Origin of the sequence: Mastigocladopsis repens PCC 10914 (assembly GCF_000315565.1) — a bacterium.
GTDB classification, from domain to species: domain Bacteria; phylum Cyanobacteriota; class Cyanobacteriia; order Cyanobacteriales; family Nostocaceae; genus Mastigocladopsis; species Mastigocladopsis repens.
This window is the reverse complement of the sequence record NZ_JH992901.1, coordinates 991,678-1,010,143: the sequence shown is the minus strand read 5'-3', so window position 1 is coordinate 1,010,143 and position 18,466 is coordinate 991,678. Positions and strand designations below refer to the sequence as shown.

Below are 18,466 nucleotides of genomic sequence, written 5' to 3'. Positions count from 1 at the left end.
AGGTGGGCTTTGCCCACCTTAGTGTGGTTGCTGAAAATTTACTTATAATTAAGAATTCTGGCAAAACTCGCAGGTTCCAGACTTGCTCCTCCCACGAGAACGCCATCAATTTCTGGTTGCTCCATGATTTCGTCTATATTATTCGGCTTGACCGAACCCCCGTATTGAATTGGCACATCAGGATTGCTCAACTGGCTGCGAATCAAACTTATGACCCGATTGGCTTCCTTGGCTTCACAAGTGTCACCAGTGCCGATCGCCCAAATTGGTTCGTATGCAATGACCAAATTCTCCTGATCAATATCCACTAGGTCTTTTTCTAGTTGTTTGATAATCAGTGATTCTGTTTCAAGCGCATCTCGTTGTTGTTTCGTTTCACCTACACATAAAATTGGGATAAGACCAAACCGTTGAGCAGCTTTGAGGCGCAGGTTAACGGTTTGGTCCGTTTCACCAAAGTATTGCCGCCGTTCGCTATGACCGACAATAACGTAGCGCACCCCAATTTCTGTGAGCATCAGTCCGGAAATTTCACCCGTATAGGCTCCACTTTCTTCCCAGTGAACATTTTGCGCCCCCAATTGGACACGGCTTCCATGCAAATTCTTGGACAAAACATTTAAGTCGGTGAAGGGGACGCATAGTACCACTTCTCGGTCTGGAGGCGTTTCGTCCAAGCTGTGCAGAAATCCCTTTAAAAACTCCAGGGATTCTGCCTGGGTTTTGAACATTTTCCAGTTACCGGCAATAACTATTTTTCGCACAGGTGATTTCGTCAAGATCCTAACGCTACTAGATGCATTTTTCAGTCTAGAACTTTTTGGACCCCAAAAGCTTGAGTCAGTTCCTAAAATAAAAGCTTGACCGCAAGATTGAACTCAGAACACAGAACTCAGTAGTCAGAATAATCAACGGTAAAAAGGAAGTGAGCCGCCTGTTTTTCAACATGGAAGTCTGCCAAAATCTATGACTCCATACTACGTACGTTAGCGTAGCGGCACGATAGTGCGGAATACGGCGTCCTTGTGTAATCAGTTATCAGTCATCAGTTACCAGTTATCAGTTTTTTGTTCACTGTTCACTGTTTTAAATTCCCTAAATTTCTTTATGGGGATGCCCAACTGAGTTCTGAGTTCTTCTTAACGCTTTAGTTCAATTCGGGTAATCCCCCTTCGGGTGATGCCTTCGGCACGCTTTGGGCTTACGCCAGTCGCCAAGGCGCGGGAAACCCCCGAGTCCCGCAAGTGGCGTGCAAGTGTCCGTTAATTTATAGCGGATTCCAACAGGGTGAGGTACAAACTAAACTCTGTCCTCAAAAGGAACTTCAGTCATAACTGCTGCGTTACCCCTCGTAATGACCGCCAGTCACTTTGCCCCGGAAAACAATGTACTGGTAGATGTTGTAGAACAGCATAACGGGGATGAGAAAGCCAATGAAAATAATCATGATAACCAGTGAACTGGGGTCAGCAGATGCTTCATAAATGGTGATTTTCATGGGAATAATATAAGGGAAAACAATTAACCCCAATCCCAAAAATGTGAGAACAAAAAGAAGAATGGTCCAAACAAAAGGCGCTCTTTCTTCTTGACGATTTAGGCTTTGAAGAAGTTGCCAAATGAGCAGAACTCCCAGTATGGGAATGACGGCAAAGATATAAACGAGCGGCTGCTGAAACAAGCGAGTCCTGACACTTTCATAAAATATAGGTGTCGTAATTGTGATGAAAATAGCACCAATCAGTGTTGTCAAAGCCGCAATTTTTGCAGTTCTGTAGTGAGTTGTTTGCAATTCCCCTGTCGTTTTCCAAACAAGATAAGTTGAGCCAATGAGGACATATGCTTGAATTAAAGTCAAAGCCACCAATACTGATTGCCAACTCAGCCAATCCCACGGTGTGCCGATAAAGTGACCCGTCTGATCAACTGCAATCCCTTTTAACACAGCACCAAGGGCGAAACCTTGACCGAGGGCTGCGACAAAACTCCCAGCACCAAAGGCAAAATTCCAAAAGATTTTTCGGTTTGCTAACTCTCGGAACTCAAACGCAACAGCCCGAAAGATGAACCCAAACACCATAGTGAAAATTGGGATGTACAACGCGTTGAGAATTGTGCCATAAGCTAAGGGAAATGCTCCAAAAAGCCCACCAGCCATAAGAACCAGCCAGGTTTCATTGGCGTCCCAAATGTTGCTCAAGCTGGTCATCAAAATGCTACGACGTTCTTCATCTTGTGAAGTGACAGATAAGATACCTACCCCTAAATCAAACCCATCAAGCATTACATAGAGGAACAAGAAAAGGGCTAAAATAACAAACCATACTTGGGGCAGAAAATACTCTAGCGTTTCCATACAACCTCTTTGGATGTTGTGCATTGATTGCATCTAGCATTAGTGGTTCATCGCATTAATAATGATGGTTGTATAAGTTCGTAGTCAGGACTTTAGTCCTAGACTCACTCTCGCGCTAAAGCGCTAACTACGAACCTTTCAAAATTAATGATAAAACCAGTAGGTTAGGATACTTGTCAAAATTGAAAGAAGTTATTTAACCTTGACTTTTATTTATTGTTGTGCTTCTACAGGACGCTCGTCTGGCACAAATTCCCCAGGAGTTGTATTTACGGCAGGTCTGTTGGGGTCAACACCAGGCACTGGGAGTTCTAAATTTGGACCTTTACGAATAATGCGGCTGCCAAAATACAAGACTGCAACAAACAAAATGCTGTAGACGATCGCAAAACTAGTCAGTGAGACTAAAACATTGCTTGCAGGTATATTAGATGCCCCATCAACGGTGCGAATTTGCCCGTAGAGAATCCACGGTTGTCGTCCAACACAACGCACAATCCAGCCTGAATCTACGGCAATGTATCCTAGAGGCGCTGCAAAGACCCAAGCACGCATCAACCAACGCTGTTGGGCAATATTTTCTGCTGAGAGTTTACCGCGCAACCACTGCAAGACACTTAAGAGCATCAATCCGGCGAAGAAAAATCCAATCGCAATCATGGTGCGGAAAGCGTAGTAAATTAAACCAATCATGTGAGGACGGTCTTCTGGTTTCCACTCACTCAATCCGCGTACTGGATATGTGAGGTTTTTCTTGAATTCCAGAATGTATCCTAAGGCATTAGGAACGGTAATTTCCCAGTCATTTTTGTGTGCTTTCTCGTTCGGGAGAGCCAGCAAACTCCAATCCGCTGGCTGTCCAGCGGGTGTTGTCTCCCACTGTGCTTCCATTGCGGCTAGTTTTGAAGGCTGATAGTGATAGACTTGTTCGCCACTCAAATGCCCAATGTATATCTGCAATGGAGCAACGGCGATCGCCGCAGCCAAAGCAATCTTCAAAGACTTAGAAAAGAAAGCTTCTTGACGACGATTGAGAATGTACCAAGCGCTAATTCCCCCAATGACAAACAGGGAAGTCTCCAATGTGGCAAAGAACATATGGAGAACACTGTTCTTCATAAACGGATTGGCGATCGCCTGAAAATAATCATGCACAATAAACTTGCCATTCACAAGTTCCCCACCCGCTGGGGTTTGCATCCAAGAGTTTGCTGTTAAAATCCACAGAGTTGATAGGTTTGCGCCAACTGCAACAAGGATGGTGGAGAGAAAGTGAACTATGGGATTGACGCGCTCCCAACCGAAAAGCATAATCCCTAGGAAAGCAGCTTCTAGCATGAATGCCCAAGAGGCTTCAAACCCAATCACACTGCCAAAAAAGTTTCCTGCGGCTTCCGAAAAGCGCGACCAATTTGTGCCAAACTGAAACTCCATTGGAATACCAGTTGCAACACCAATCCCAAAATTCAGGACGTAAAACTTAGACCAGAAACGAGCATGAAGATAGTAGTCAGGATTACGAGTCTTAAGCCATACTCCTTCAACGATAACCAGGTAAATTCCCATACCTGTGGTAAGGACGGGCCAGAGCATATGGAATAATGCAGTTAAGGCAAACTGCATACGTGATAGTACGACAGAATCAGACAAAAATTCCACAAGCTACCCCCTATAGTCAGCCAAAATCTACGGATAGATTCCCTTGTATACTATTGCAACAATCCTTGACGGTGCATTTTTTGGGAAAGTTTTAAGGTTTGACAAGGTGTCGTTGAGTTGTGCATCGGCGCGATATTTTCTTCAGGCTGGCGATAACAAAAGAGTGCAGCGCTGGAGGCGATCGCACCTGCTGCAACTTACTTGTCGGGATTTGCGGCGGTTGGTGAGTGGATGTCGTCACAGAGATGGGGATCTGCTGGAAGCAGCAGCGCTGGGTGCAAAGCACACGGTCCGCGAACGGGATCGCTTGACTTTCAAGACAGTCGCTACTAGGGTTGCGGTGCGTTAGTGGGCTAGGATAAAAAACAACATTAATTGGGAAAACTGTATGGAAAACTGGATGCTTTCTGAAGATTTCCGAGTATATGTAGGTGAGGGAAGTGTCATCAATCATCCCGCACCGGGCTACCAAGAGCGCATTTTGCCAACAGTCAATCGCTATCAAGGCAATGATGGAGGATATATTGCAATTTACTCCCGCAATGCTAGTCAGGGCGTTTACAGCGTTGGAGACGGCATTTGTGTCATTGGACAAATTCGTTTACAAGGAAAATACATTGGCAGAATTTTTCACCCTGCGGGCTATGAGGAACAAGATATAAGTGCTGTAGAGGAATTTAAGCAACTTGCAGACGAAAATTTCTCCGTTTGTCAGGGAGACTGTTGGGCGGGAGGCGATACGGGAGGGTGGTTTGGTATTCCTTTGGTGGAGGTGCTGCTGGATAAAAAAGCTCCTGATGAAATGAGTGCCGCTCAAATCAAATCCTATTGATTGTTCACAATTGCAATCTTGTAAAATCAGGAGTTTCAGGGGCGTTGCACAAAGAGGGGATGAAGTACGAACCGCCTTCTCTTCGAGAGGCTTCCGCCAACGCGCTTCGCGTCTTTGTTCGCGCAGCGTCCCGAAGGGAAGGAGAAGACGCAAAGAGCGCCTTCGCATAGCGTCTCCGACAGGAGAAGAAAAAAGTTTTCTAGTAAGCACATATAATAAAATCATCCCGCTTTCTCTGCAACGCCGTTTCAGGGATTTTTATTAATGTTGAGTATTATTTGGCGATCTTCATTGGTAATATTAGGATTATTTGTCAAATAACCTTCTGCCCATTCGCAACCGCGCTGCAATAGTCCATCTAGATCTTGACTTCGCTCTAAATCCCACAGAATTACTGTCTTATCTTCACTGGCAGAGGCTAGGGTCTTCCCGTTAGGGCTAAAATCAACCGCAGTAACACCACTTTTATGCCCCTCTAAGATTTTGTGCAACGAGCCATTTAAATTCCAGAGTTTGACCGTTCCATCTGTATATGCTGAGGCGATCAGATCACCTTTGGGGCTAAAACGTAATGAACGTACTAGAATATTGCTACTAGGCTCACCAAGGATAAGAGGTTCATCTGAACTGCCATCTAGCTTCCAGAGTTTGACTGTTCCATCTATATGCGCTGAGGCAATTAGATCACCGTTAGGGCTAAAATCTATTCCGAGAACGGAATTGTAATAAACACCATCAGTTTTCGTAAACGTTGTGTAATTCTGATCGCGAGGCAAAGTGTTGAGTAAAGTACCGTCTTGCCATAGTGCGACCACTCCTTCATGATGTGCAGAGGCAAGTATGTTGCCATTAGGACTGAATTTTACTGCCCAGACATGGGAAGGGTCGCCAGACCCATCACGCAAAGTTGTAAAAGTGCCGTCGCCTAAATTGTAGAGTTTGACTGAACCTTGCTGATCTGCCAGTGCAATCACTTGATTGTTAGGACTGAAGCTTGCTCCTAATACTTCAATTCCATCCCATTCACTGCCGTCCCACTGTTTAATGTTGGCTATAAAATCACTATCTGAATTACGAAGTATAACCTCTTTATCCCCACTTGCCGTAACAATCTTCTCACCGTTGGGGCTGAAATCTAATGTTGAAATTGGCCCATTGTGCCAACTTTCTTGTTTGAACAACGTGCCGTCAGTTCTCCAGAACGAGACTTTTCCATGCCCACTTGTAGTGAGAATTGTTTTACCGTCAGGACTGAAACGAACCTTATTAACCGAATCCTCATGTCGATCCAAAATTTTTAGACCTGTGCCGCCTAAATTCCAAATTTTGACGCTACCATCATCACTCGACGAGGCAAGATTCTGGCTGTCATTGGGGTTAAACGCAACTGCGCGAACTATACCCTTATGTCCTTCTAGTGTTTTCACTTGTATGCCATTTGGCTGCCAAAGTTTGACACTTCTGTCATTACTTCCTGTAGCAAACATCTCTCCATTGGGACTAAAACATAACCCCCAAATCGTATCGCGATGGGCTTGGAATTCTTTCATCGGTGTACCGTCCAGGTTCCAAAGTCTAACTTTACCGTCATTACTTCCTGTGGCAAGCATCTCTCCATTGGGGCTAAAATCTATTGTGTTCAATGAACCCCCACCCGCATTTTGTTGTGTTATCAGTTCTCCATCTCGGTTCCAAAGGTATAAGAACCCGTACCAACCCCCTGAAGCAATTACCTGACTATCGGGGCTAAAAGCAACTGTCATAAATGTATCTTCATGAAACCCTGTGAGAGTATTTAGTTCCGCACCGTCTCGACTACTATAAAGTTTTACTCTCGCTTCGCCTCGCTGCCCACGTTGAGCAAATATCCCACCGTCAGGACTTAAATATAAATTCAGAAGCCGCAATGTACCATCTGGATTCAATAAATATAAATACTTAGAACCACCTCTCAAGGTAATGATTTCGCCTTCGGGAACATCAAATATTTCCATCAGCATATCGCCATTCATTTGCCGAGGGTTAATCTGTTTCCCTTCTGGATCAAAAAGCTTCACAATCCCGCTTTCGTCGTCAACCGTGGCAATTATCTGTCCATCACGGCTGAAATCTATAGCATGAGCAATTCTACTTTGAAGCATGAAACGGTTCTTTTCCTCTACTTTGCTGAGGATTTGCTGAAGAACTAATTGAGTATTAAGGCGGGTTTCTTGACTCAGATGGGGGGAATTTTCACGAATAAGTTTTTGGAGGAGTTTACCTGCCCTCAAAATATAAGTTAATGCTTCAAGTTGCTCGTGATCTCTGAAACGAGAGTTAGCCAATGGAGTTAATTCATTAATCCGGTTTTGTGTCAGTTCATCTTCTTGTTTTCTTTTTTGCTTGATACTCTGTTCAACAAAGTCTGTCTCTTGCTCATTCAACCAGTTTTTTGCTTCATCCTCTAGCAGTTGTTTCAATAGAGGCAAACGGTCATCATCATGCCACAATCGTGCTAATGGTTTTCCATTGTTGTTCCAACTACTTACCTGTGCGTCTAGACTCCGTTGTAAAACTAAATCTAGGGCATCTTCATCTTTCCACCTCAGTATCTTATCCCACCCCTGCACCAAAGCATCATGGGCTGGCTCTACATAAGTTTCACCTTGGGGATTAGAACCTGCAACGATTAAACGGGCTTGAGAAAAGCGTTCGATGACTGTTTGCACGCGATCGCTTTGTTCCTGAGAAGGGTAAACCAATTCAGACTTTAAAACCTGTCGCCTTGCTAACTCCCCACCCTGCAATGAAATCATCCGCAACATTACCCAACGCACTGTTTTTTCATAAGCGGGGTTTTCTCTAACTAACCGCTCGTATTCCTCGTTAGCACGTTTAGTTATAGAACCAAACACTCTTCCCAACTCTTCGTAATCTTTCTTCGTTAAGGCGCGGTTATCCCTGGTGCGATCGCCTAAATGCTTCAAATACAATTCACTCAGGGTAAAAGAAAGCAAAGGTAAAGCTCCCGGCATTTGTACGACTTCGTTAATTAGTTCGTCTACCAAGCTGGGAGGATCAAAATATAAAACTTTTTGTGAAGCTGGTTTTTCAATAACTTCCCTTAAATCATCTTGGGTCATTGGTGGCACTACAAACCGAGTATCACTATTCCAAAAGTCTTTGAGCACGGAGGTTTGAAACTGAGCTTCAAAGTCGAGTCGCAGACTAATAACTACATGGATTTTGTCGGAATATGTAGCTAGTGAATTTTTAATAAGTTTCTGAAATTGCTCTCGTTCTTCACTCTTACATAAAGTTATTAATTCTTCAAACTGATCGATAACCACCATTAGCTTTGCTTCAGGATTATTATTGAACCAATTGGCAAGGCTTTCTTCGCTTAGGGTGAGTAAATCAGAAGATATTGGTTCAGGGGAAGTGGGGATTAAAGGCTGCTTGACCCATTTTTTTAGTACGTTATTCAATGACTTGAAGGGAGACTCCCCTGGTCGGAAAGTGGGAAGAATAGACCAAGTTTTATCATCCTTCCTTAGTTTAGGGATAAGTCCAGCTTTCACCAGACTAGATTTACCTGTCCCAGAAGCACCTAATACTAATGTTAATCGCTGTTTGTTATCAACTACTTTCTGGTAAAGCTTTTCAATCTGTTTTTCTCTACCAAAGAACAAATCACTGTCTTTTTCATTATAGGATTGCAATCCTTTATATGGATTATTTTCTAGGTTTAGTGGTGGCGCATCTTCCAATTTATCTCGGTCAAAATTCGGTAATAGAAAGATGAACTCCCCTTTATCATGTTTTTTGAGTGGACATAGACCGGGGGTTTGTCGCTTGTAGTGATTTTCTGTGAGAATTTCCACGCGATCGCGCAGATATAAGTAAAGCTCAGTTGCTGTGATGATACCATCTTTATTAGAGTCTGCACCTTCATCAGTTCCCCCGCGTAAAGCATCAAAAAGAGCTTTCGCAAAGGGAGAGTGAACTTCGTTCCCGTCGATGACTTTCCCTCGCTGTCCCAAAGAATCTAAAGCTTTTTGATCGTCAGCCGCAGAAGTAATCACTTGCCAAGCTGCATCGCAGATGAAACGGTCATAGCGTTCTTTATAAACTGTGACTTTGGGCACAATCTCTCGCTTGAGGCTTGCCCAACGGAAAGCACCAGCAAAGCAGCAATCTAGAATTGCTAACATCTGCCGACACGGAAGTGCGTTGAGGGCATCGTGTAACTCCTGCATTGGTAAGTAGGTAGTGCTATCCCCTAATGTGGCATCTTGGGGAATGAGGTAACCTACTGGTCCTTCTTGATTTTCTAAAGCTTCCAAGGCGATTCCATGTCCAGCAAAGTAGAAGAGAACGCGATCATCGTTGTTCACTGTCACTTTTTCTTTGTCGAGAAATATTTGCCCTTTTTTAAAGTCTTCAATTAATTGATTGAGCTTTTTGAGGGTAACGCGTTGATTCAATAGCAACTGGACTTCATACTTATTTTGCGCTTGATATTGCTGTTTGAGGTTTTGATGTTGCTCTTGGATAATTTGAGCGAGTTTGAGAGCATCTGGAACTGCTGTTTCTAGTTCTGGGATGCCATTTTCATAATTATTAATACCGATAATAATAGCGAAACTACGGTTAAATTTATATTTTGACATAAATGTAGCTCCTAAGCGTATAAATGCAAAGGTGATAAAGGCACTTATTTCAAACAAGAGAATGTCTAATGAGTGCCTTTTTACTGTTTATTTCTGTTGTGTAATAGCCGCAATCAAAGCTTCTAATCCAATTGTGGTGAATTCAGTCCCAAAGTAACTCATGTGGTCGCATGGAACTTCTAGAATTTTGGGAGGATGCGATACGCCTTCGGCGTCACGCTCCGCGTATCGCTCTTTTGGAATGCTCTTGATACTCTCTACAGTCACAGCAATATCATTCGGCACGCCAAAGAAGGGGAATTCGAGAACTTTCTTAAATAAACTTTGTTGTAGCCGTTCTAGCACACTCAATTTTCCTGGCGATCGCTCCAATGCTGCCGGAACAATGGACGTATTACCAGCGATAATCGAGTAGGGAATACCAGGATCGTCACTAGCTGCGAGAAATCTGATAAAATCAGAACCAGGGTTCATCTGAGTTAAGGCTACCCTAATATTTTTTTCTAGAGTGCCCATCAGCATAGCCACGACTTTTGCAGGCCAAGCAATCAGAGAAAGACCGTTGAGTGCAATGCCCAGGCTGAGTTTTACCCAATCCTCAACAACTGGCCAAGGAGAACCTGCATTGGGTGTACCTAAAAGAAACAGGTGTTGGACAATTTTATGACCGCCTTCTCGCTCAATAAACCAACGAGAGACCAAACCACCCATTGAGTGAGCGATGATATGGAATTCTTTACCGTGGTTTTCTCCCAAACCCACTTCTTTTAATCGTTGTTTCAAATACTGAGCATTTTGCTCAATTGAAGTATTCAAGTTTTCGTAGTCAAAGGTGAGAATGACGTCGTAAAGTTGGCTGATGGAAAGCTTTTGCCCATCTGCTTGCAATACTGGCTGTTTTATGCTCTCAACTAAACTTTGAGTATCGCCGATAATCCCGTGGATGTAGAGGGCAATCCGTTTTGCTTGCGCCACTCGCTGTTTAACTTCACCCGTATCCCGTTTATAGGTGACTTTTTTGTTTTCTCCGACATCAACTGCTGCTAATATTGGGTACTTAAACTCCCGCCCAAATTCTTCGCTGATGAGTTTTTCAAAGAAGATGCGAATAGCTCCTTGAAAGCTGCGTTCTCCTTGAGAAACAGGCGCTGGTAATTGCTCTAAAATAATTTCTATTTTGCCATTTTGAATGCTCTGAGCGCGACCTAAGGGCAAATAAAACTCACCGTCATAGCCGACAGGAAGAATGTATTCATTGTGGGCTAGGGGAACATCAACTAATAATTTCAAAGGTTCATCTGGAGTGACAACGTTGTGGTCTGCAACGTCGCTCAGTTCCAGTACACTTAATCCAGGGTCAGTACCCCGGCTCTTCGTAAATTGGAAGGGTCGAGTCACTTGTGGGTCTTCCCGCAGGATAGGTGGCACAATTTTATTCCCCAAATCCCGGCTGACTTGTGGTGTAGTTGTGAGGCGAGCATTCGCTACCAAACTCTTATGCGGCTGTAATTTGACCCCTGCGCCTAATTGTTGTTCTTGTTGGTGAGAAACTGGGGTAGAATCTAACGGGCGGACTGTGGTGATTGTGATTTCTTCAGCGTACCAATCGTCAAACTTAACTGCGGCGCTTTTGGGTATGATATTACGATTTTGAGTGCGATTCATCAAACGCTCAAGGCTGCTTTGATTTGAGGAATCGATATCTCTTGATACAGGTGGTCGAGGAGCATCAAGTTTATCTTGAGTTAGTAATCTGGCGTCAAATTCGTCATTGCTAACTATCAATTTAATAATGTCTTTGTACTCGGTAATTCCTTGTTCCCATAACTCATTTGGGATTTCGAGTATCAAGTCTTGTCCATTTAGAGCCAGAGCTTCTTCTCCTGGGTTCAGCCTAACGCTACCTGCTTCAAAAAACGGGGCGCTAATAGCAAAGTTGTCTGAAAGATTGACCAGGGCAAAGTAAAGTGGGTTTTTACTATTATTGGTGAGTTTTAGTTTAAATTCAGGTGGTTGCCAATTACCGTCCTTATACTTGTACTGCAAACGCATCTGCTTTGATTGAGATGATTCCTCACCCGTAAAGATGAGTTCCATCTTCACGTCACCGGCTTTAATCTGAGTTGTCGCAGTATTTGAAAGTTCAGCAATTGTTGTCCAACGGGCAATATGTTCTAAGCGTTTAATTGCCTTTTCTGCATTTTCTGGGGTATAGCCATCAATTTGCTCTACAAGAGGTCGGTCATCTGTAGGTCTGGCTATCAAATATTGCTCATTGCGACATAACAGGCGAAACTGAGCTTTGGCAAGTTCTTGCTCTTCACGGATATAGGGTGAGGGTTGGTTACTATTAGATCCGGCTGTATTGAGTGCGTTGCGTGCTTGAGTGACTCCCGCTTCATCTCCCTCAAAATATACTCCTAAAGGTGGTAGCGGTAAACTGGTAACAACTGCCTTAAAAGAAGTACCATCAGCAGTCAGGTTTTGCACGCCCTCAATATCTATCTTGCTCTTGGTTGGTAATACCTGAGTGACTTTTGCTGTACCCACAGACTTTGACGGATCACGCAAATCCTCGATATTGGCGTCAAAGGGAAACAGTGCAAGTAAAGTTGTTTCGTCGTTTCGTGGTGGTTGAACTCCGTGGACAGCACCGCCTTCAATCACCCAACCATAGGTTTTGTCATTCTTAACAATAAAGTAAGGTTCAAGTTCGGCGATCGCTCCATCTAGGAAAAATTTGTTGTCATCTTCTGGGTTATTTACTTCCAACTGCGGAGACTGATCTGTAACTTTACTGCGGACTAAAGCATTTGTTCGCCCAAACAAATCCCGATATGTCAGCTTCTTCCCATTGGTTTTGGAAAGTGTATCCATCAAAAAATAAGAGAAACTACCCCTGTGTTTGTCACCTCCGTAGTATTCCTTGGCTGTTTCGTAGTCTCGACAAGCTGCTAGAAGAACATGACGACCTTTGGGTATGTTCCAGCCTGTGGGGTTATCTTCAGGTTTAAGCCCACGAGTACCTAAAAGTTGATTGAAATCATCCAGCGTAAAAATAAAACTATCAAGTGGACGTTCTCGCTTGTCTGTAGGGAAACGACGTTCCTTTGTCTGTTGCATTGGGTCTCTTGTGCCGGAACCAGAGTGGCAGCAGTCCATAATAATGGTCATATGCGCGTTTTTTTCTGCCACTTGGGCAATTAATGCTGCCAATTCTTTATCTGCCAAATCCCAGCCGCCCTCGGTACGACTGTCATAACAGACTAAAGTTTCATCAAGATGGTCTGGCTCTAGTTGCCAAAATTCCTTTGGTGCTAACTCCTGGGAACCATGACCACTGTAATAAAAGAGAACGATATCATCAAGCCCTGCTTGGCCCAGATGCGAACGAAAGCCATCAATAATTGCCGCACGAGTCGCTTGGTCATCCTTAAGCGTTCGTAAATGCAGTTGGTATTTTTGTTTATCAAATCGTTCGTTTAGATACTCTTCTATTGCTGTAATGTCGTTAACGCAACCATGTAAACGGTGATTTGGGTGGGGATAATTGTCGATACCAATTAACAAAGCATATAAGTTACGACTCATAGTTATTTTGTTCTCCTAAAGCTATCATGTCTCTATTGACAAGCTCAGATGACGGCGTTTTTCCACTTCGCCAACAGTCGTCTTGAACTGCAAACTAACTCACGCATCAAAATTCTGAGTTTTTCTGCCTTCTTTTTCATAGTTGTCAGATGGTAGGACTTATGCACTGTACAATCGCCGCATAGGTTCTAAGCCGCTGATGGGTGACACCCACCATACAGCAAAAACGCGACTCAAGGTAAACTCAGAGTTAACTTAGCTGCGGATATTACTCTGGAGTTTGCCTATGCTTATTCTCGATGCTCCTCAAGTTCAAGTCATCGCTGGAGAAAATGCAGTTCCTATTTCTCAATTGCCAGAGGGATGGCAAAATATTGCTGTAGGAAAGGCTGGCGTTGGACTGGCAAATCCACAAAGTTATGTTGAGATGGCACAGTTGTTTCAATACAAGTTGGAACACGGAGACGTTGACTTGTTCAACGAACGCCCGGAACTAGCTCATCTCAAACCATCGTTTAGTGAGTTATTTGGATTGTTGGCACAGGAGACACTCGAATTCTACGGGCAAGACTTTAAAATTGAAAGATATCCAAATTTTGAAGCAGTTGTGCGTGAATTTGAATCAAAGGGAGCAGAGTACTCTCACGAAGTGAAGGTAGGTCGCATTGGTTTAGAATTGTTTGAGGAGTTCGGTTATGAACTTCCTGCTAGCTTTTACCACGTACATCTTGCTCCCATTTACCGAGATAGCGTTTTTGAAGAACGAGCTTTACGCTTTGACCCGCGTGATAGAGAACACAAGCGCTCTTGGGATGCAGTTCTGCATGCTGGCAAAGTGTTTGCTGTGCAGATGAAGATACAAAGCATTGCTTCCAAATATGGTTTTACCTATCAACACGGTTGCGGTTGCGAAAACCATCTATCTTCTATTGATCAGTCACAGGGAGCATTTGATTATGAATTAAATCCCGAAAAGCGCCAGCGCTGGATTCGCAGTTTTATCTGGACAGTCTGGTACGAGTATGCATTCTTCCCCATTGTCCCGAATACTAGATACTTGGTGTAATATCAGCTCAAGTATCTACAAATTCTGAAAAAACCCACCCCAATGAAAAGCGATTCAATATGCATTAAGCATAGAATCAGCGATGACAGAATGTCCAGAGACATTGGGGTGGATATGGTCTGATTGCAGCAATCGGTTAGCGCCTTTGTCAATCATTGCCTGATACACATTAGCCCAGTTGCATTTGTATTCTTGAGCAATTTTTTGTGTAGCTTTGATATATGCTTGGTGCTTTAGCGTTGAACCAGCATTAAACGGCGCAAAATCAGAATTGGTATAGTAAGCTGGGTCGATATACGGAGGAGAACCAATAGTGATATCTTTGGGTGAAATGCTAGCTTGATTGATGAGAATGGCAATAATTTCCCGTAAGTCGTTTTCAAAGTTGGCAACGCTGAATTTAGCACCGTTATACCGAAGGTCATTTAGTCCGTAAAGTATATAAATTTTGCTTGCAGAATATTTCGCGAGGTTAGACACGCGATCTCGACCATTATCAGCTAAGACAGGACTGGTATTTTGCAGAACCGTTGCACTAATACCTTCATTAATTTCCCTCATTCTTACTGATTTAGAAACAAGATTTGACCAGCGGTCAGTGATACTTACACCGTTACCTGCTGTAATACTATCCCCAAAAAATACAGCAAACTTTTTTTCAGAAGAAACTGAAGAACACGCAATAATAACCGTAACCACAGCCAATATAGCCAGCAGTTTGAAGAAATTCTGTTGGTAGTTTCTAAAGTAACCTTGCATTTTAGAGAAACGCAGATACCATAAATAGGCAATAGCAGAACGATTGACTTACAGCAATTTTCGGGTAAATAGACCACATTGTAGAGACGCGCTGTTTGAAGCGTCTCTACAGGGATTGAAATGAGTGCAGATGTGGTTCATTGATTTGAAAACGGCTATAACTAAACAACAGTCTCCACTAATAAATTTTGAAACATAGCAGTACTGAGATAACGTTCGCCAAAGGAAGGCTGAATCATCACGATTAAACGACCTGCGTTTTCTAGGCGCTTGGCTACCTGTATCGCTGCGTACAAAGCTGCACCAGAGGATATACCAGATAATAACCCTTCTTCCCTGGCTAAACGTCGCCCAAATGCGATCGCCTGCTCATCGCTGACGGTTATCACTTCATCTATTAAATTGGTGCCCAGAACTTCTGGAACAAACCCAGCGCCAATACCTTGGATTTTATGAGATCCTGGTTGACCTCCAGAAAGCACGGGACTGTTACTTGGTTCTACAGCGATCGCCTGAAAAGTGGGTTTGCGCCCTTTGAGAACTTCCGCAACTCCGGTAATTGTTCCACCAGTACCCACACCTGCAATAACGATATCCACTTGCCCATCGGTATCTGCCCAAATTTCCTCTGCTGTGGTTTCTCTATGAATTTTGGGATTAGCTGGGTTGCGGAATTGTTGCAACATAAAAGCATCAGGAGTGTTGGCGACAATTTCTTCGGCTTTGCGAATCGCACCTCGCATTCCCTCCAGCCCTGGTGTCAATTCCAAAGCAGCACCATATGCTCGTAGCATGGCGCGTCGTTCTGTGCTCATGGTTTCGGGCATTGTGATAATCAAACGGTAGCCACGCGCCGCCGCCACCATCGCCAGCCCAATTCCTGTATTCCCGGATGTCGGCTCAACTAAAATGCTTTTTCCCGGCTGAATCTGCCCCGCTTCCTCAGCCGCCTTTACCATACTTGCAGCAATACGGTCTTTCACTGAAGCTGCTGGGTTCATTCCTTCTAACTTCACAATAATCCTGCCTACACACCCCTCAGCTTGAGGAATTTTGTTTAGCTGAACTAAAGGAGTCCGTCCAACTAGTTCTGTAATGTCACGAGCAATCTGCATGAATTAACTCCTAAAAAGATTTCTTTTCATCAGGGTATTTATGTGGTGTAGCCAGTGAGTGCATAAATAGAAGTTTTTTAAAGTTAATTCAGCTAATTTTATATGATTTTAAGAGAGTTATTAATATTCTGTTATTTTTGAACAAAGTCCAAAATTTTATGATTTTTTAGTTCTTTCCCATCAATTAACTATATATTTGCATAATAATACATTTTTTGAGTACAAGCTTTATCCTCAACAAAAGAGCAAAAAAACTTGCCCATATCAAAGTCTAGATAGGTTTGACGTTGAGTACACAAACGCCAGAACCCCCTGAGCGTAAATACTAGTACCCTAGGGTCAAAAGTCTAGTACCTGTACCCAAAAAAAATCTATAATACTTATCTAGCAAGAATTATAGGCTTTGAGTACAACTATAATTAACTTAATAATATTGATCCAGTCCAGAGAAATTCCTCTTTGCTGAGAGATCTGTTATAAAACCTATAGGATTTACGCAGAGATTCCCCTCTACCCCCCAAAATTCGCAGGTGAAAGCCTAGGAATGAGGGGGGACTTCTTAGCCCAAGAGACAGTTAACAGTTAGCAGTTAACTGTTACCAGTAATAGCTGAATGAAATCCAAATTGGTCCAATTACTCACAGTTTGTTTAGTCACTGTATTGGTACTTTCTCCAGAGTTAGTGGTATTTAGTATAGTTTGGGAGCGACATATGGAGGTAGTACAAACTAAAAGTTTAGCCTGTCAAGCATCTCAGAATTGGACAAGTGAAGAAGGAAAAAAATCGTATCAAAATAGGTCTGACGGACAGTTTTCTGCTACCAACTTTGTAAACCAACCCCTAACAAATACCAAACCATACAAAATTGTCAAGATACTACAATGGTTCTTTGTGTTATTTCCTATTTTTCTAGGAATCCTCGTTTTTTTATATGATAAATATCTGATTTATCGCGCTACTGTTTTTCAGCAACAAGTAGAAATGCTGGAAAGACTTTGGCAAAGTATTGAACAATAAATTATTAACCATGACAGAACAACGGCAAGATTTGTATTTCAATCTCATTGACCAACTTCTTCGTTGCCCCAATGGTCAAGAACCAGAAGTTTTAGAAGCTCAACCAGAGTTACTTGATGCTGGTTTAATACAGACAATGATGGAAGTAGCAACTGGATTTGCACACCAGGGAAATCAAGATGGAGCACAGTTTTTAATCCATGTTGCACGTGAGCTATCTAAGGGATTGGGATTGTACCCTGATGTTTCAAATAAGGAGTAAATAATGTTATTGACTGCTACTGACGCAGGACAAATAGCGTTAGAATTTCTCATGGTTGACTGGAATATCTTAGAAGAAGACAGACAATGGTTTGTGATTGCTAACTCTCGCCTTATGGGTCAAAGTTGGTATATTGTGGAACTGGCGATCGCAGGATTTCCTGACAGGTGGTATGTCCAAGTTTACGATACGGGAGAGTGCGACCCAAACTATACTTTTATTTCACCCATCCGTGGTTCAGATGGATATATTGACCTTGCTGATTTGCCAGACCTGGTAGCAGAGGTTTTGGTCTCAGAGCGTAATGTACGATGAAAAATCGCAGGTCAAAAATTAAAAATAACGTGGATATGTCCAAGTTCAATACACAGTCTTGAAAACTTATAATTTCCAAATTATAAGTGAAAATATTACTCATTTCACGCTTTGAGATAATTAAAAGTGTAGAGTGGGCAGTGCCCACTCTATATGCTGTTAAGTAGAAGGGCTTAATTAAATAAAAACTCGCGCGTTAGAACTTTAGCTTTTTAAAATTTTATACAGAGCGATAAATCGCTCACTACGAACAAAAGTTTTCTCTTATATTTAATTATGTCCTCCTACTGAATTTATTATTTTTAATGAATTTTTTCGATTAAGGCTGCTTAATAAAAAAGAATAAACGGGTTTTTAATTCATAAAAATAAAATCTTAATTTTAGAATAATTAAGGCTTTTTTTTCGTATAAAGATAACAAATATATGCTATATTAAATCATGTGACAATCCGTACAAAAATATATTTTGTCATGATTAGTGAAGACATCCTAGCAAAAGAATTCATGAGGGTCGTCAATCACTATTACCCAAAAGTAGAGGAATTACTAGACGGCTGTTATGTGAAAGTTATCTCCTCTTACTGGGGACGACCTCCTAAACGCTTGCAATACATAGCAATTTATTGCTCTAACGAAATAATGCCCTATGTGCAAGCTCACAAAGAAGTTTTAAGAGAGATAGCAGAAAATATGGGGCTAGTTCAGGTAGTTTTCCTGAATGCAACACGACTGCTGCGCGATCCGATGTCGAAACTCAAGCATATGTATCCGCGCTTGTGGTTGGATTTGCAGTTAGTCACAACTTAGGAATAACAGTGAACGTAACTTCCTCGAAATTCC

At 42.6% G+C, this 18,466-nt stretch carries 14 protein-coding genes; 7 read left to right on the top strand and 7 right to left on the bottom strand.

What is annotated here, in order from left to right; translation table 11 throughout:
- Positions 1-38: 38 nt before the first annotated feature.
- From tpiA to MAS10914_RS0106785, 3 genes are all read right to left on the bottom strand, one after another.
- A complete protein-coding gene (gene tpiA, locus MAS10914_RS0106795) occupies positions 39-764 on the bottom strand; it encodes a triose-phosphate isomerase (RefSeq protein WP_071599803.1) in 726 nt (241 codons plus the stop codon).
- A gap of 578 nt (positions 765-1,342) precedes the next feature.
- Complete coding sequence (gene cydB, locus MAS10914_RS0106790) at positions 1,343-2,356, bottom strand: cytochrome d ubiquinol oxidase subunit II (RefSeq protein ID WP_017315157.1); 1,014 nt, start codon at positions 2,354-2,356, stop codon at positions 1,343-1,345.
- 213 nt (positions 2,357-2,569) lie between these two features.
- Positions 2,570-4,015: a cytochrome ubiquinol oxidase subunit I gene (locus tag MAS10914_RS0106785; RefSeq protein ID WP_026082378.1), complete on the bottom strand. Its 1,446-nt coding sequence runs from the start codon at positions 4,013-4,015 to the stop codon at positions 2,570-2,572.
- A gap of 43 nt (positions 4,016-4,058) precedes the next feature.
- Here MAS10914_RS0106785 and MAS10914_RS33975 point away from each other — a divergent pair, with 43 nt between their 5' ends.
- Both MAS10914_RS33975 and MAS10914_RS0106780 read left to right on the top strand, forming a co-directional pair.
- Positions 4,059-4,364, top strand: coding sequence for a hypothetical protein (locus tag MAS10914_RS33975; RefSeq protein ID WP_156818102.1), 306 nt, complete (start codon positions 4,059-4,061; stop codon positions 4,362-4,364).
- A gap of 39 nt (positions 4,365-4,403) precedes the next feature.
- Positions 4,404-4,847 (top strand): hypothetical protein, encoded by a 444-nt coding sequence (locus MAS10914_RS0106780; protein ID WP_017315155.1) that lies wholly within the window; start codon positions 4,404-4,406, stop codon positions 4,845-4,847.
- A 248-nt stretch (positions 4,848-5,095) separates the two neighbouring features.
- Here MAS10914_RS0106780 and MAS10914_RS29735 read toward each other — a convergent pair whose 3' ends face one another.
- Both MAS10914_RS29735 and MAS10914_RS0106770 read right to left on the bottom strand, forming a co-directional pair.
- Positions 5,096-9,499 carry an nSTAND1 domain-containing NTPase gene (locus MAS10914_RS29735; protein ID WP_017315154.1) on the bottom strand — a complete coding sequence of 1,468 codons (4,404 nt, stop codon included), beginning with the start codon at positions 9,497-9,499 and terminating at the stop codon, positions 5,096-5,098.
- Between the two features lie 87 nt (positions 9,500-9,586).
- On the bottom strand, positions 9,587-13,090 hold the full coding sequence (locus tag MAS10914_RS0106770; RefSeq protein ID WP_017315153.1) for a caspase family protein: 3,504 nt from the start codon (positions 13,088-13,090) through the stop codon (positions 9,587-9,589).
- Positions 13,091-13,376: 286 nt separating this feature from the next.
- Here MAS10914_RS0106770 and MAS10914_RS0106765 point away from each other — a divergent pair, with 286 nt between their 5' ends.
- Entirely contained in the window at positions 13,377-14,156 is a 780-nt protein-coding gene (locus MAS10914_RS0106765; RefSeq protein ID WP_017315152.1) for a hypothetical protein, read from the top strand.
- A 54-nt stretch (positions 14,157-14,210) separates the two neighbouring features.
- Here the strand turns inward: MAS10914_RS0106765 and MAS10914_RS0106760 are convergent, their stop codons facing one another.
- Both MAS10914_RS0106760 and cysK read right to left on the bottom strand, forming a co-directional pair.
- Entirely contained in the window at positions 14,211-14,915 is a 705-nt protein-coding gene (locus MAS10914_RS0106760) for an SGNH/GDSL hydrolase family protein (RefSeq protein ID WP_017315151.1), read from the bottom strand.
- 161 nt (positions 14,916-15,076) lie between these two features.
- Positions 15,077-16,030: a cysteine synthase A gene (gene cysK, locus MAS10914_RS0106755; RefSeq protein ID WP_017315150.1), complete on the bottom strand. Its 954-nt coding sequence runs from the start codon at positions 16,028-16,030 to the stop codon at positions 15,077-15,079.
- Between the two features lie 613 nt (positions 16,031-16,643).
- On the opposite strand from cysK, the gene MAS10914_RS0106750 reads away from it, so the two are divergent.
- The 4 genes from MAS10914_RS0106750 (at position 16,644) to MAS10914_RS0106735 (ending at position 18,433) form a co-directional block, all read left to right on the top strand.
- Positions 16,644-17,048, top strand: coding sequence for a hypothetical protein (locus MAS10914_RS0106750; protein ID WP_017315149.1), 405 nt, complete (start codon positions 16,644-16,646; stop codon positions 17,046-17,048).
- A gap of 10 nt (positions 17,049-17,058) precedes the next feature.
- Positions 17,059-17,310, top strand: coding sequence for a hypothetical protein (locus tag MAS10914_RS0106745; RefSeq protein WP_017315148.1), 252 nt, complete (start codon positions 17,059-17,061; stop codon positions 17,308-17,310).
- 3 nt (positions 17,311-17,313) lie between these two features.
- Entirely contained in the window at positions 17,314-17,625 is a 312-nt protein-coding gene (locus MAS10914_RS0106740) for a hypothetical protein (RefSeq protein WP_017315147.1), read from the top strand.
- 472 nt (positions 17,626-18,097) lie between these two features.
- A complete protein-coding gene (locus tag MAS10914_RS0106735; protein ID WP_017315146.1) occupies positions 18,098-18,433 on the top strand; it encodes a hypothetical protein in 336 nt (111 codons plus the stop codon).
- The last annotated feature ends 33 nt before the right edge of the window (positions 18,434-18,466 follow it).